Consider the following 14468-nt stretch of genomic DNA (forward strand, 5'->3'; position numbering starts at 1 on the left):
ATTGACTTGCTAGGTTTCTTTCCTACCCCTTATCCTGATGAATTACTCTATAGCCTCATGGCAAGATATAAAATTCGAAGCGGAATAATAAGCCCCAAAGCTACGGTTGGAGACTTATTCGGCTCAAAAAAACATAGAAGCATTTTAGATGTGCCAACTAACCTATCCACTTTTTTACAGCAGCTACCAATGGGAGCAGAGTATGTAGCAGATGAAATAATCTTTAAGCATACCCTGTTCCCATTTTTTGCGCCTTTTTTACCGCCAGGGAGAATTCAACATGCGATTACTGCAATGATTTCAAATGGTGGACGCGGCATTCATAATACAATTGGAGTAACGGCGAGCAAAGTCAAAGCTCCAAAGTTTTTGCGGTTTTGCCCACAATGTTTTGTTGATGATGAACAGACTTTTGGCGAAGCTTATTGGCACCGTGTCCACCAAATACCTGGAATAGTTGTATGTCCCCTACATGTAATGCTTCTACAAGATAGTCTTGCTCCGATTCATGACATAAACCCTCACAACTACCATGCTTGTACCTCCGAAGTATGTTCAATTAAACCTAATGCCGTTGTTTATTCCCCAAAAGCTATGCAGGAACTAAGCCAATTATCAAAAGATGTGGCTTGGGTGATGAATACAAAGCTCACAAGTCGAGAATTATCATGGTTTAAGGAACGTTATATTGAGGTACTTATGCAAAAAGGATTCGCAACTCCAAAAGGTAGGGTCTTTCAAAATGATTTTCTTCTTGATTTTAGTAATTATTATTCTGACGAATGTCTTCGACAAGCGCAAAGTTTAATTAAATCCAACGGGACAAATTGGTTATCCAATATTGTGAGATATCCACGGAAAGCTTTTCATCCAATTCGCCATTTGCTTGTAATTCGATATTTGTTTGGTTCGGTAGAACGATTTTTTACTTCCACTAAGCCTTATCAACCGTTTGGAAATGCTCCGTGGCTTTGCCTTAATGGAGCGGCAGACCACTATCTTCAACCCGTTGTACATAAGTGTCAGATAACATACTGTAAAGATACCAAAAAGCCTGTTGGAACGTTTTTATGCGATTGCGGCTTTGTCTACTCGCGAAGAGGACCCGATGTTTGTGAATCGGATAGATTTAAAATTGGAAGAATTAAGGAGTTTGGTCAGGTGTGGCATAATAAGTTATTAGAGCTTCATTCGAGGGGGATGAGCTTTAGGCAGATTGCTCGTACCTTAAAGGTTGATACCAATACAGCAATAAAATATATCAGACTAACAAAAGGAAATAATTCCATGCTAGAATCGCTAAACAATACTGTCACAATTGGCGATGAAACTGTTAGAGCAACTCATCGTGCAATTTGGTTACATGAACAGACAACAAAGCCATCACTGACAAAGACACAAATACGAAGAATAATTCCCAAATCATATATTTGGCTTTACCGACATGACAGGGAATGGCTCAATGAAAATTCTCCGATAACCAACAGAAAACATAAAAATAGACTGGTCAATTGGAACCAGCGGGATAGATTAGCCTACAGTAAAATAAGGTCAGTAGTGTCAAAATTGCTCGCGATGGATGGCAAACCTATCAGAATAACAAAAACAAAGATTGGTAAACTGTCGGGAATGCTTTCGTGGATTGAAAAAAAATTAAGTAAAATGCCTATGACGGAAAAATATATAAAGCTGGTAACAGAATCTGTTCAAGAATTTCAAATGCGTAGAATTAGCTGGGGAGTAAAGTGCATATTAGAAAAAAATGAGATATTAGTAAAGTGGAAAATAGAGAGAATAGCAGGACTTCGAAAAGGTTATTCAGAGCAGATAGAAAAGTATATTGAGAAAGTATTAATTTGTCCTGGATTGAATGTGAAGTGCAAGAACTTTGAATAAATATATGCCATATGTGTATTTAAGAAGGCGTATGACTATACGGTGTATAATGCTTATAACAAACTCGCAAATTAACCTAAGTGCATTAATGCATCAAATAGTACTTCTTTTCTTTTAATTTCTAAAGAGGTGTTGATATGAGTGATTTTGAATTTAATGAGGGAAGTCTTGCGATAAAGTAAATTGATATGATTTTGTTTTATTTAATTATCGTAATGTCAAAGATAAAGAACAATAGTGGCTGAAAATAAAGTTACGAGCAGCGTGAAGTAGGAGTGATAATGATGAAACCTTTTTCTAGAAGATACAATATACCTGTTGAAGAAATAGATACTTTATCACAGGATGATGCACATAGGCTAAAGCGGATGATTTTTAGCTTGTTAAATGAATTTAACGAACCTTCATTAGAGAGTCCGATGCGATATAATCCAACATTCACGATAACAGTAGATATGTTTGATAAAGTTCGAGAAAGAATAATTAAAGAAAAGGATATATTTCCTGAAGAAAATTATCCTCAATTTGATACTGATTATTATTGGCGATGCGATTGGATAGAATTATTTGATATTCTTGAATATTGGCATGATATGTTATCGAATGGAGAACAACTGGAATTTCAAAGAGCCATTAATGAAACTTTTAAAGAAAATATATTTCCGTGGCGTTTATTGGATGGATTCATGATAAAGATTGATTTTTCTTTTATACAAAAAGAAATTATACCACCTTTGGTTGAAGAAATGCGAATAAAAGGTTTTGATGGTGCAATCAAAGAATTTAACGAAGCTCAAAACACGTTGATGGCGAAAGATTACAAATCTGCAATTCATAATGCATGTAAAAGTTTTGAAAGTACCTTAAAGATTGTACTTAGTGAGCAAAAAGGTACTGCGAAACAGTTAGTAGATAAAGCGACAGAAAAAGGATATTTTGATGATTTACCACCAGATGTGATTAAGGGCTTTGGTGATAATGTTTTCACGGCATTAGGCTTTATTCGGAATAGGCTTGCGGGACACGGACAAGGAAATGATGTTGTTGAAATAAGTGAAGAATATGCGAAGTTGGCAATTAATTTAGCGGCAGTTTATAATACCTTCTTTATGAATAAGCAACAAAAGGATAATACGAAGGAGCGTAATAATGATATAGAAACTGAAATTCCATTTTAGGCAAGCAGTAAGCTTGCTAATTTTTTATATATAATGTAGTATTTTTATGATTTTTAATATAAAATGTAAATAAGTGGAATTATAGTAAATGAAAGGTTTGGGTGCTACATGAGATTAAAGGAAATAAATATTGATAATTTTAGAAACCTAAACAATCTAAAAATAACTTTAAATGATACTAATAATTTTATAGTTGGTGAAAATGGATTAGGTAAGTCTAATCTTTTAGATTTATTGGAAATAATTTTTAATACTACTGGTTTTAAAGAAAATGATTTTTTTGATATAAATAAACCAATTAGTGTAAATATAAAACTATCCTTATTAGATATTGAAAAAGGAGTATTTGAAGATTTATTTGACCCAACGGACAGCAGTATTATTAATTTACTTATCAAGCAAGAAACAATAGAAGAACCTATAAAATTTTATCACAAGGAAACAAATCTTAATATTCCGTCTAATATAGTTAAATCGTTAATTTATATAAGCTATAATTCTGTCAGAAACCCAAATAATGAATTGAATTTTGATAAAAAACGTGGGGTAGGGGCTTTTCTTAATTTCTTAATTTTGCAATATTTAAAAGAAAATCAAAGTCAAGACAATAAAGTTATTGATGATACTAAACTAGATAAATTATGTCTATCTGTAAATGAAGTTTTGAATAAAATAAAACCATTAAAAGATTTTTCAGTAGAAGCCTCTATTGATGATAAAAAAGAAGATGTATTATCAAAGTTATTAGTTCTGACAGAGAACAAGAAATTTGATTTAAGTGGTTCGGGATGTTGTGGAATTCAATTTACAGCTTTAATGACATTATCAATATTAGAGAGATTATTAAAAGTGAGTAAGTATAGATTGCAGAAGAATATTTTTGAAGGCGAAAATGGGAAAAGATATACGCCCGTTTTATTAGGTATTGATGAACCTGAAATTCATTTGCATCCTTATATGCAAAGAACTTTAGTAAAATATTTAATGAAAATAATTCAAAATCTCGATGAAGACTTTAGTAAAGTAATAAAAAAATGTTTTGATATTGACGAGTTTATAGGTCAAACAGTAATTGTAACCCATTCTCCTAATATGATATTGGATGATTATAAACAAATAATAAGATTTTATAAAGATAGTACTGGAAATATAACAGTTAAAAGTGGAAACGAAATTGCGCTTCCACAGCAAGAAGAAAAACATTTATTAATGAACATGCATTACGTAAAAGAAGCATTTTTTTCAAAGTGCGTTATCATCGTAGAAGGTGAAAGTGAATTTGGAGCTTTTCCGCTATTCGCGGAAAAAATGAATATAGATTTAGATGAATTAGGAATTAGTATAATTAAGGCATCTGGAGCGGATTCGATTTCGCCATTAATGAGTTTATTTGATAAATTTGGAATTATGAGCGTTGGAGTTATAGATAAAGATAAATATGAAGAAAAAAAAGCAAAACTAAGTCGTCTTCCAAATTTATATTCAACAGCACAATGGGATTTTGAAGAAGAGTTGGTTAAATACTATTACGATAAGAAAGATTTTAAAACGTTAAAAGAGATTTTAGTTTTATATGATAATAAAGGTGAGGAAAGAAGTCTTCAATTCAAGAAATTAAATAAAACTATACAGGAATATGAATTAGAATGTCCTGAACTGACTGAAGATACAAAATTTGCTCAAGTTGAAGAAACAAACGTCGAGTTGCTAAAAATTATGTATTTAAGTTGGTTAGACATTAATAAATCGACAGTTTTAGGGCGTGCGATTGGCAGTGTAATTGAAGAAAGTGAAATACCGAAAATATATGCCGACGCAATCACCAGAGCTAAGGAGTTAGTTCAGTGATGGATATTCAAGATATTATTAAAGAAAAAATAACTAATCTGCATGACGGAGATAAAAAGCAATTGGAAGCCGTTTTCTCGGAAGCTAATAGGTTAATTATTGAAGCTCCAGCAGGTTATGGAAAAACAAAAACTATGATTAGTAAAATTGCATATTTATTAGCATGTAAAAGTATACCTAGTCCTAAAAGGGTACTAGCTCTTACTTTTAGTGTTAATGCAGCATATAAGATAAAAAAAGATGTAGCGGAACAAATACCAAAGATGATGGATATAGATGGTTATTCTCCAGTTAAATTAAATGATAAAATTTTTATTTCAAATTATCATGGATTCTGCCGAAAAATTTTAAAATTATACGGTTATTTATTAAATGAAAACCTAAAAAATATTGATAACATAAAAAATATTGATGATAGTGATGCTGAATATTTATATGAATTAAAAATAGGATTATCTGTTAACCAGGCACAAGAAATATCGGAATTTAATAGTGCAATTAAAAATGTTCATGGAAAAGAGGCAAAAAACTTAAAAAATAAATATAAAGAGTATATTTTCAACCATTTTTTACCCAATAATTACTTGCCTTTTAATGCAATTTTACTGTTAGTATATGAATTATTTTGTGAACATCCAGAGATTCTTAAATTTTATCAACAATATTATCCAGTAATTTTAATAGATGAATTTCAAGATACGAATCTATTAAGTTGGAATTTGTTAATTAAATTAATAGGAGAAGATACAAAAGTTATATTAATCGGTGATTCTTTGCAAAGAATTTACGGATTTATCGGTGCGATTCCTAATTTGATGTATAAAGCTCAAAATAAATTTGGTATGACAAAAATAACTCTTGAGAAGAATTATAGATTTCATGATAATCAAGATATGTTATTATTAGATAAAAACTTACGTTTAAATGCCGAAAATCCATACAAGCCATCATGTATTGAAGATGCTCGGGTACATTTAGGAGTTTTTAATAATCAAATTGAGAAGGGTGAATGGATTTCTAGTAAAACAGATAATTTGCTAAACGATGATAAAAAAGCAAAACTTGCCATATTGTTTCGAGGTAGAAATGCTAATGCCGATATCTTAATACAAGAACTTAAACAAAAAAACGTCAATTTTTTCTACGGATTATTTAAAGAAGACGATTTCGATTATATTCAGTTTCATAACCAATGTCTATATGAATTTGAAAAAAGTTTTATTGATAAAAGAATCACTAAGATGCGACTTGAAAAGTATTTAGCCGATATCCAGAAAAATATTAAAACTACAGACAAAGATTATTTGGTTATAAGTTCGTTATATGAATTATTAAAAATATTTTTGGACCGTATTATAACAGAATACGCATTTTTGACCTCTGAAGAAAAGATTTTATTTGTTAAAGATACTCTTGAAAGTAGAGCTTTAAAACAGAACATGGAGTTTGTTTCTAATAGGATTATTTTATCAACTATACATGCCGCTAAGGGACTTGAGTGGGAATATGTGATAATGGCAGATATGGAGCAATATTGTTTCCCGAACTATCCAAGTTTATGCGGAATATGTAACTTTAAGCATAATTTGATTGATGGGGAAAATTGCAAAATAAATATTAATAGTAGAATTGAATTTAAATTTTTAGAAGAGTTAAGTGTTTTTTATGTTGGCGTTACAAGAGCAAAGAAGCAAGTCTTTTTTACAGCTAGTAGAATACGAATGAATAATTCAGGTAGAGATTTAGTCACGTATGTTAATTGTTTCTTAAATTTACCTGGAATTTTAAAGCAAGTAGCTAATTAATTTTTTATTTGTAAATGCAATAGAAACATTATCTATTCTCAGTAAAAATTTATTTGCCCGAACATAATATATAAATGAGGTCAAAATATGAAAAATAGAAGGAATGAATTATGTTCTTGTGGCAGTGGCAAGAAATATAAAAAATGCTGTCTCGAACAAAATTACATGGAAGCATTATTTGAGGCATCAGATACATTAAAACGCGAAGCTAAGATTAAACAATGCCTCCATCCTATTAAAAGTGAATGTTCATCAAATATAATTAAAGCCCATGCGATTCAAAACAACCGCATATTAAGTAAATTGGCTGTTGATGGTCATGTAATATCAATGGATGGTAATTCAAATTTAATTTTTCAGGATGCACAAAGTAAAGGGAGAAAAATTGCAACTACATTTAGTGGATTCTGCTCCTTTCATGATAAAACCTTATTTCAAGACATAGAAGATAAAGATTTTATCGGAACCTCCAAACAAGTATTTCTGTTAACTTATCGTACACTTGCTTGGCACTATCATAAAAAGCAGGAGCAAATTAATTCTGTAGCTTTACTAGAAGGAAAAATGAAACAAAAAGGACATCCAATTCCGCCTACTCAGGATTATTTTGATTTAATAAATGCTTATCAGTTTGCGGCACAAGACAATGACACGGAAAAGGAACTGTTTGATAAATATTTAATTGATGGTGATTATGAAAAAATATCATATCAAATTTGGGAAATTCCATATAATATTGAGTTTGCTATTTCAATGATGAACGGGCTGGAACATGACATCAATGGAAATGAGATTAATGATTATTTAGCTGAAATGCCTATCAAAAATATATATCTAAATATTTTCCCTGGAGATAAGAAGTCATATTGTATTTGGTCTTGGCTTACAAGTAATGATATTTCTTATATGGATTTTTCTAAACAATTCATGATGTTATCAATTGAAGAGCGGAAAAATTATCTCAATAATCAAATGCCACGATGGTCTGATGCTATTATTATTTCGCCACGTTTATGGAACAAATGGGGAAAGGATATACAACAAGCGTTGATTGCTCATGCAAACTTTGATATGTTATATCGGGCAATGGAAAAGGAAGAATCGATGTATGCGTACCAATACATGGATACGCCTTGGGATTTTTTTGAAGCCATCTAAGTCGCAGCGACTTGTCTACCATCCTAAGTTTAGCAATTTCAATTGGCTCCAGAAAATAAGAGATATTGAAATAGGAATTTAATCGTAAATTCTGCTGAAAAGTAGAGACCTCGAACAAAAAGGGAGAGGAAGCTATAGTTAAAACAGGGATTAATTTATTAGCCCTGTTTAGTATTACCGAGCTTGAGTTTGCGGGATACTTAGAGCATAATATAAATAAGAATTCTTACTTCTTACTCGCGGGGGTGGTAACAGTATGACGGAATATGACGTAACTATAAGTAGTAAAGGGCAATTTGTCCTGCCGAAAGAGGTTCGCGATAAATTTAAACTCGGTGCAGGCAGTAGAATTAAGATAATTGTGGACGGAGAGCAAATTGTATTGAAACCTCGTACAATTTCAGACGAGTTACAAGACCTCATCCTTGCGGATATTGCCAAGGATGGCAAACCCGTTAATCAAGTAGCTATTAAAGAGTATCAAACGAAGATGAGTCAAGCATTGGACCGTCTGGTCTCCGAAGCTGAAAATGAATATGGAAAAAAAGAATATGTGTCTCTTGCTGACCTAAAACGTGAGAACGAAAATGTATAATTGGTTGTACAAAGATAGCAGTTCGAGCCAAGCTATAACTTTACATCTTTTGGATATGTGGGTATAATATAAGAAAAGGACTGACGTGCTCTAACACGCCAGCCCACAAACTGCTAGTAAAGATGGTTAGCTAAATTTCATATTTCTACGAAAAAAGTAACCGTTCTTAGCGAGGGAGCGGTTACTTTTTTGTATTTATGATTAGTAACCACTATGACAGAAGACAAAAAAGCTGAAAAATCTCAGCTTTCTATTAAAGCGATTTTGATGGGCTTCGCAACCCCTATTAAAGTAATTTTGGAAGGTTTTACAAACCTCTAAGAAAGCGATTTTGGTAGGCTTCGCGACCTCTATTATAACATTAGTATACGCATAAGAAAGGGAACTGTAAATAGTATTTTTACTTAGCGGAACATTTAGTATAGTACTAAACGTAGAAGCCATATATCACGATGTTTAGAGCTTTTGTGATTTATCTGCGACAAAGATTAAACTGATTGGCTACACTTTCAGCCCATTCGTCAGGAGAGTCATGCATAACCATTTGAGGGTCTTCTTTTAACGCTGTATAAAAGCGAGAAGACCTTACTGCGCTAACGGCGGCTTTGGTTTCGATAGGACAAAGTTCAAGCAAAGCCTCTGTCACAAATCTGTTGTAGCATCTGATAGGAGCCATTTTTAGAAGACGTTTTCCATTCAGCATGATTCTTCTCACCTCGTTTCTTTATGTTATATTTGCATTATACCTAACTTATTGACTAATAGCAAACCGTTAATGCCGTAAAATTAACTGCTAATAAAACACAATGGAGCGAATAAAAAATAGAAGGAATATTCTATATAGCTAGTGAAGCGGTAACTGCTGTAGCTATGCACGTCACTAAGAGTATTGTCTATCAAAAATACTTGGGTATAGGTTTGGAAGCAGTAAAACTAGGACTATTTATTGGTATCGCTATGATAGCGGGAACTTGGGCAGGAAAAAAAGTCATTGAAAAACTGCCTAAAGAAACATTTGTAAAATTCGTGACTTTACTATTGCTTGTTATGGGGTTAGAACTCATCTTTTGGGGCTAGTCAATGTGCATTATATAAAATGCAATCACAGTCAAATATGATAAGGGAGACAAACATGGAGAATTCAAACTATCAAGAAAAACCTAATATTTGGTTATCCTTTAAACAACGTGTTAAGCAATTAAAAAGCCAGGTATACATTCTATATTTAGCACTAAGAGACCCTCGAACTCCGTTGTTGGCAAAGATAGTTGTTGCTTTAGTCGTTGGATATGCTCTAAGTCCAATAGACTTAATACCTGACTTCATTCCGATTATCGGCTACTTTGATGATTTTATAATAATACCACTGGGAATTTGGCTGGCACTAAAATTAATCCCTGAACCTATTATTGAAGATTGCAGGGAATATGCCAGAACTAATCCACCAGGAAGTAAACCTAAGAATTGGGTAGTAGGCGGTATTTTTATTTTTATTTGGTTAGCAGTAATAGCATATATCGTGAATTTTATGTTGTCTCCCCAATAGGGAGATTTTTTCATGATTTTCAGTAAAAAGTGGTGAACTTTTTTCTTCTTCGCCTGTCTTTTATTAGTAATTAAGCGCACAAGAGCAGGCAGAAGCCTGCTTTTTTACACTTTAAACAGGAAAAATGGTAATAAATGGCGAATGTTATACGAATAAATCTTAATAGAGCAATTTTGTATTTGTAATTATTATTAATAAGAAATTCATTATGAAAAATGATTATTTATTTAATTCATGTGCTGAAATTGCAGACTTAAAATTTCAAAAAAAGCAATCGGAAATTGTAAAGCAAGCTACGCTAGAAATTGTTAATTGGATAAATCATTGCAATGCAGTAGGCTTAATCCAATAATATCGTTGCTTATCATTGTACAAAATTAATTGATTATGAAATTGAAAATATAAAAAAAGATGGACTGAAGATTTTATCGAAAGAATTAGTTCAAGAACGGTTAACTTCGGCTTACAAATACGGATATCTATTACAAGAGGAATTTGATTACCTAATTAATAGCCAAGATATTAATGAAATACTCCAAAATAAACATGGAGTTCGGACAGGTCGGATTTGCTTTTTGGCTAATCGGTCAATTTTGAAAAATGACGTTGGTGGAATTTATCGCTTCTTTCGTTCGTGGGGGGGAGAGGGAGTGTATGGGGACCATGAAGCTGACAAAATAATCGTACCTACTTTAAGAAAACTCGGAACACCATGTATTATAAAATGTTCAATACCAGTAAAGGATGCCGAACATTATTATAATAGCTTGGCTGAACGATTTCTTTCTAATCTGGTTGCTGGTGATATAGAAAATCCAGAACCACCGTCAGTATTTGAAATGTATATAAAACGTAACCTGGATGCAGCGGAAATAATAGAAGTTATTGAGAGGCAAAATCCCAAATTTGATGAATTAACGGATTATAATAATTGGGACAAGTATTATAAGGATAATTAAGATATAGTAAATGGTTTCATTAGGAGAATTCAAATGGGAAATACTAAAACAAATTCAAGTAGCGGGTGGTCATTCTTAGGAGAGTTGGTTTCTGTAATAAGTAAAATCAAGGGTTACTTATTATTGTTTGTTATACTAATATATTTCAATGATTATTTAGTATATACAAGGTTATTGGATTTTTCTTTTGGAGAATTTATTGTTGATGTTGCTTTATTTGGCTCATATCAAAAAGTAGCACTACTTATTTTTACCATATTGGTCTTAATTCCGTTTTGCATAATAGTTGTACCATATATGATTTACAAAACCATACGTTTAAAAAATCCTGTGTTTTCAATTGTTGTATCATACTTAATATTTACAACGATATTCGGATATAATTACTTTGCTGAAATGAAAAATAATTGGGAATTACCGATTATAAAAAGAATAGCAAATGCTGGATTAATACTGTTACCAGGATATTTTATTTTTCTAATTAAATGGTTTTTAGATTTATTACACAAAGTACGTGTCTATAATTTGAATTTTAGCCAATTATTTGCGATAGCTAAAAGTAAAGGATTAATTTTTTTTGAGAGAAATAAATATGCCGTAACTATCTCGGTTTTTGCATTTTTTATTGTAATACTTTCTGATAAGTATAGTAATTGGCAGTATGCTTTCTTTTTTGTATCAATATCTATTATGTGTTTAGTTGGCGGAGCCTTTCGACGAATTCTAAAAGTGAAGAGAAGAAAAGGCAAATTAAGTAAGCATGTGACAATAATAATTCTAGCCTTGGTAATTATAGCTGTCCAAAGTATACTCTATTTTAATACTCTGTCTTATAGAGATTGGATTTTTGGACGCAAAGCTATATTTCCTGCATTTAATAGTACATTAAATTTAATCTTTTCTACGGAAGTAGAAGGTGTCTTAAATATAAATTATCCCATTTCCAAAGATTATTTTTTGCAGGGAATATTAAAGAATTTTTATGATGAACGATTAGTAAAGATTTCTGAAAATACTATTTCAATAATCCCTGATAGAACGCATGACTTGGATAGTGTAGACTACGTAAATGTATTTTTGCATCATACAGTGGTTGAATATCATTCTGGGAGAGTTTATAAACTTCCTATTTCTGATTCAAAATATCTTCTTTTTTTAAAACCGACAACTCGCGAAACAAATAGACTTGTGGTTTTTCTTGTGAATAGAGATACTTTAGAAAAATACAAAATGATAATGTATAACAATTTCCGTTATTGAGTTTTACAAGAGAGGAAGTTATAAAGTGTTTCAACTTGGTTTTCCAATTGAACTATATGAAGATGTATCTAAAGTAGTAGAAATAATCCCAACTGAAACGTATAATAATGTTTTCATTGGAGTTTCTAAAGACAAAATCGAGTACCTTTTAAACGGTGCAACAGTTGAATTTCCTTATCGAATTTACTTCTTGGATGTTGCTGATGAAACGCTCAATAAATTGACTTTTCATCAGCAAATGGTTTTGCACTGTATTTACTCAAGGAGTTGTGATGGTTTCGTTCGCCAAAGACACTTACGAGCATTGCTATTAATGGAATATGAGGATTGGGCTATTCCGTATATCGTAAAAGTTTGCGATGAATATGTCGTTGAAATATTGGAAATGACTTATACCATATTAAAAGAACAAAATACGGAATGCTTTAAGAAATTTTGCCGTGAAAACAATAAATTATTTTGCAAAAGTTATGCGCGAATGATTAGTTATTGGAATGAGTTTTACAGAGATAAATACAGCCAATTTTATAAATATATTGGTAGAAAACTATTTAAAGAGTGCTTTGGTTATTCTCGGGCATTCGAACGTGGTAATCCTGCTTCCTTTATATAAGTGAGCAGGATTTTTATTTTGCAGGATATTTTTGGTGTTTTGCTTAATTATTGAAGAAGTCTATTTTGGGGAAACAGTATAGACATATACAATCAAAGAAGGGCAGTGGGCCTGTAGAACATAGTTTCTTTTGGACAGAGGTGATATATTGAATTTTATTAAAGCTGAGCTAACAACAACAGAATATGTAAATGGTGAGCATTTAATGATATTCGTTGATGATATAAGACTTGATAAATGGTTGTCGAGTAAGCTTGATGATAAGAATTATTTAGGTCTAATTCCTACTTGGTTAGGATGGCTTGTAAATCCAAAAGAACAAGAATATGTTTGGATAAAGACAAAATTGTGTGAGACTAAAACGACGATAGTGCCTATGCTTATATGCCCAGATGATTTGGATTTTTCCTGTACAATTATTGTATGTGAGGTCAAATATACTGATACATCGGTACAATGGACACGGATTGGGATAGACAGGACAGGACGCCCTAACTATATCGGGAGGGATATTGAATGGCTAGAAAATGTCCCTTCGCTTCATTTTTTAAGGCAGCAATATGAAGATTGTCTTAATGAGTTTATGCATGATTGCAATTTCCTTGATGTTAGACTCAGATAGCTTTACAGAGAGAAGGTAAAATTATGCATATGGCATGGTTAAAATTAGCTAAAGAAATTGTTGATAGCGTAAATAGGAATAGTCATGTGAAATCAACTTGCCCCAAATGCAAAAACCATTCTATAGATTATCAGTATGTTGGAAATCTAGTAACAAGGATTGGTTATTTAAATATTTGGTGCAAAGAATGTCATACTGGTATACATATAAGTAGAATCAAAATCCCAGATAATGCAAACGTGATTTCATTCGATACTTCAGAAGAAGAATTAGCTAAACGAATTCCGAATTTTATGCATGTAGCACGATAGGCAATTTAGTCTAGTATAAATTATGGGTGTGGAGAGGGCGAAGCATAATGATGAAAATCCTGAGTACTGCTTGGAAGGACGCTGTAGGTTCAAAAATAATAGCAAATTATATATGGGAGACCCGCAGTATATGGGGGGCATTTTTGATAAGTACTATAGGTACATTTGCACTTTCATGGCTTCAAAATAACTGGTATATTCCTATGGGTATTTTATCTGTAATTGTAATTTATCTTTTGGTAAGACTTTATCGAAAAGATGAAGAAATAAGGTCATTAGACGAGAAATTGCAAGAAGCTACCCAAGAATTAATAAATCATAGGGAACAAATAATGAGTAAGCCTATAACAGATGTAGAATGGTTAAAAAACCAAAATTTGACAAATTATTACGGGCTGTTTTGGTTTGTAATACATAATAAAGTGTGTGGAGTAAAAACAGAATTTGATTTTGTAGAAGAAAATCCTCAATTTAGAAAGCTTTTAAATAATAATGTTTTAACGAAGATTAAAAATCACGGTTATGAAATTAGTCCAGAAACATTTGATTATTTAAAGGATGAATTTGAAAAAATGGGAGAAGAGAAAAGGAAGATAATTAAATTTGAACTAGATGGTGATTTCGGATTTTCATATTTACATCATAATATCTGCTAATTTCGGAGGGGCTTTAACATA

The 14468-nt window shown here is 31.9% G+C and carries 15 protein-coding genes; 14 read left to right on the forward strand and 1 reads right to left on the reverse strand.

Annotated elements, in window-relative coordinates:
- Positions 1 to 6: 6 nt before the first annotated feature.
- From SRRS_RS02535 to SRRS_RS02560, 6 genes are all read left to right on the forward strand, one after another.
- Positions 7 to 1896, forward strand: coding sequence for a TnsD family transposase (locus tag SRRS_RS02535; RefSeq protein WP_371365936.1), 1890 nt, complete (start codon positions 7 to 9; stop codon positions 1894 to 1896).
- 281 nt (positions 1897 to 2177) lie between these two features.
- On the forward strand, positions 2178 to 3074 hold the full coding sequence (locus SRRS_RS02540; RefSeq protein ID WP_371365938.1) for an AbiJ-NTD4 domain-containing protein: 897 nt from the start codon (positions 2178 to 2180) through the stop codon (positions 3072 to 3074).
- Positions 3075 to 3182: 108 nt separating this feature from the next.
- Positions 3183 to 4922, forward strand: a complete 1740-nt coding sequence (locus tag SRRS_RS02545; RefSeq protein ID WP_371365940.1) for an ATP-dependent endonuclease — start codon at positions 3183 to 3185, stop codon at positions 4920 to 4922.
- Positions 4922 to 6727 (forward strand): UvrD-helicase domain-containing protein, encoded by a 1806-nt coding sequence (locus SRRS_RS02550; protein WP_371369700.1) that lies wholly within the window; start codon positions 4922 to 4924, stop codon positions 6725 to 6727. Before SRRS_RS02545 ends, SRRS_RS02550 begins: the two co-directional genes overlap by 1 nt.
- 87 nt (positions 6728 to 6814) lie before the next feature.
- Complete coding sequence (locus SRRS_RS02555; protein WP_371365942.1) at positions 6815 to 7885, forward strand: SEC-C metal-binding domain-containing protein; 1071 nt, start codon at positions 6815 to 6817, stop codon at positions 7883 to 7885.
- A 256-nt stretch (positions 7886 to 8141) separates the two neighbouring features.
- On the forward strand, positions 8142 to 8480 hold the full coding sequence (locus SRRS_RS02560) for an AbrB/MazE/SpoVT family DNA-binding domain-containing protein (protein WP_371365944.1): 339 nt from the start codon (positions 8142 to 8144) through the stop codon (positions 8478 to 8480).
- 472 nt (positions 8481 to 8952) lie between these two features.
- On the opposite strand, the gene SRRS_RS02565 is transcribed toward SRRS_RS02560, so the two are convergent.
- Positions 8953 to 9183, reverse strand: coding sequence for a hypothetical protein (locus SRRS_RS02565; protein ID WP_371365946.1), 231 nt, complete (start codon positions 9181 to 9183; stop codon positions 8953 to 8955).
- 215 nt (positions 9184 to 9398) lie between these two features.
- Between SRRS_RS02565 and SRRS_RS02570 the strand changes: the two genes are divergently transcribed.
- The 8 genes from SRRS_RS02570 (at position 9399) to SRRS_RS02605 (ending at position 14447) form a co-directional block, all read left to right on the forward strand.
- Complete coding sequence (locus tag SRRS_RS02570; RefSeq protein WP_371365948.1) at positions 9399 to 9557, forward strand: hypothetical protein; 159 nt, start codon at positions 9399 to 9401, stop codon at positions 9555 to 9557.
- Positions 9558 to 9612: 55 nt separating this feature from the next.
- Positions 9613 to 10026, forward strand: a complete 414-nt coding sequence (locus SRRS_RS02575; RefSeq protein ID WP_371365950.1) for a YkvA family protein — start codon at positions 9613 to 9615, stop codon at positions 10024 to 10026.
- Positions 10027 to 10676: 650 nt separating this feature from the next.
- Entirely contained in the window at positions 10677 to 10985 is a 309-nt protein-coding gene (locus tag SRRS_RS02580; protein ID WP_371365952.1) for a hypothetical protein, read from the forward strand.
- A gap of 33 nt (positions 10986 to 11018) precedes the next feature.
- Complete coding sequence (locus SRRS_RS02585; RefSeq protein WP_371365954.1) at positions 11019 to 12245, forward strand: hypothetical protein; 1227 nt, start codon at positions 11019 to 11021, stop codon at positions 12243 to 12245.
- Positions 12246 to 12270: 25 nt separating this feature from the next.
- Positions 12271 to 12858: a hypothetical protein gene (locus SRRS_RS02590; protein ID WP_371365956.1), complete on the forward strand. Its 588-nt coding sequence runs from the start codon at positions 12271 to 12273 to the stop codon at positions 12856 to 12858.
- Between the two features lie 148 nt (positions 12859 to 13006).
- On the forward strand, positions 13007 to 13480 hold the full coding sequence (locus SRRS_RS02595) for a hypothetical protein (RefSeq protein WP_371365958.1): 474 nt from the start codon (positions 13007 to 13009) through the stop codon (positions 13478 to 13480).
- A gap of 23 nt (positions 13481 to 13503) precedes the next feature.
- Complete coding sequence (locus SRRS_RS02600; protein ID WP_371365960.1) at positions 13504 to 13791, forward strand: hypothetical protein; 288 nt, start codon at positions 13504 to 13506, stop codon at positions 13789 to 13791.
- Positions 13792 to 13838: 47 nt separating this feature from the next.
- Positions 13839 to 14447 carry a hypothetical protein gene (locus SRRS_RS02605; protein WP_371365962.1) on the forward strand — a complete coding sequence of 203 codons (609 nt, stop codon included), beginning with the start codon at positions 13839 to 13841 and terminating at the stop codon, positions 14445 to 14447.
- Positions 14448 to 14468 lie beyond the last annotated feature (21 nt).

The organism is Sporomusa rhizae (assembly GCF_041428845.1).
Lineage (GTDB): Bacteria > Bacillota > Negativicutes > Sporomusales > Sporomusaceae > Sporomusa > Sporomusa rhizae.

Bases quoted from the DNA above. Each gene is read 5' to 3' on its own strand.
- SRRS_RS02585 (WP_371365954.1), top strand. From the start codon at position 11,019: ATGGGAAATACTAAAACAAATTCAAGTAGCGGGTGGTCATTCTTAGGA.
- SRRS_RS02555 (WP_371365942.1), top strand. From the start codon at position 6,815: ATGAAAAATAGAAGGAATGAATTATGTTCTTGTGGCAGTGGCAAGAAA.
- SRRS_RS02560 (WP_371365944.1), top strand. From the start codon at position 8,142: ATGACGGAATATGACGTAACTATAAGTAGTAAAGGGCAATTTGTCCTG.
- SRRS_RS02600 (WP_371365960.1), top strand. From the start codon at position 13,504: ATGCATATGGCATGGTTAAAATTAGCTAAAGAAATTGTTGATAGCGTA.
- SRRS_RS02605 (WP_371365962.1), top strand. From the start codon at position 13,839: ATGATGAAAATCCTGAGTACTGCTTGGAAGGACGCTGTAGGTTCAAAA.
- SRRS_RS02540 (WP_371365938.1), top strand. From the start codon at position 2,178: ATGATGAAACCTTTTTCTAGAAGATACAATATACCTGTTGAAGAAATA.
- SRRS_RS02565 (WP_371365946.1), bottom strand. From the start codon at position 9,183: ATGCTGAATGGAAAACGTCTTCTAAAAATGGCTCCTATCAGATGCTAC.
- SRRS_RS02545 (WP_371365940.1), top strand. From the start codon at position 3,183: ATGAGATTAAAGGAAATAAATATTGATAATTTTAGAAACCTAAACAAT.
- SRRS_RS02550 (WP_371369700.1), top strand. From the start codon at position 4,922: ATGGATATTCAAGATATTATTAAAGAAAAAATAACTAATCTGCATGAC.
- SRRS_RS02575 (WP_371365950.1), top strand. From the start codon at position 9,613: ATGGAGAATTCAAACTATCAAGAAAAACCTAATATTTGGTTATCCTTT.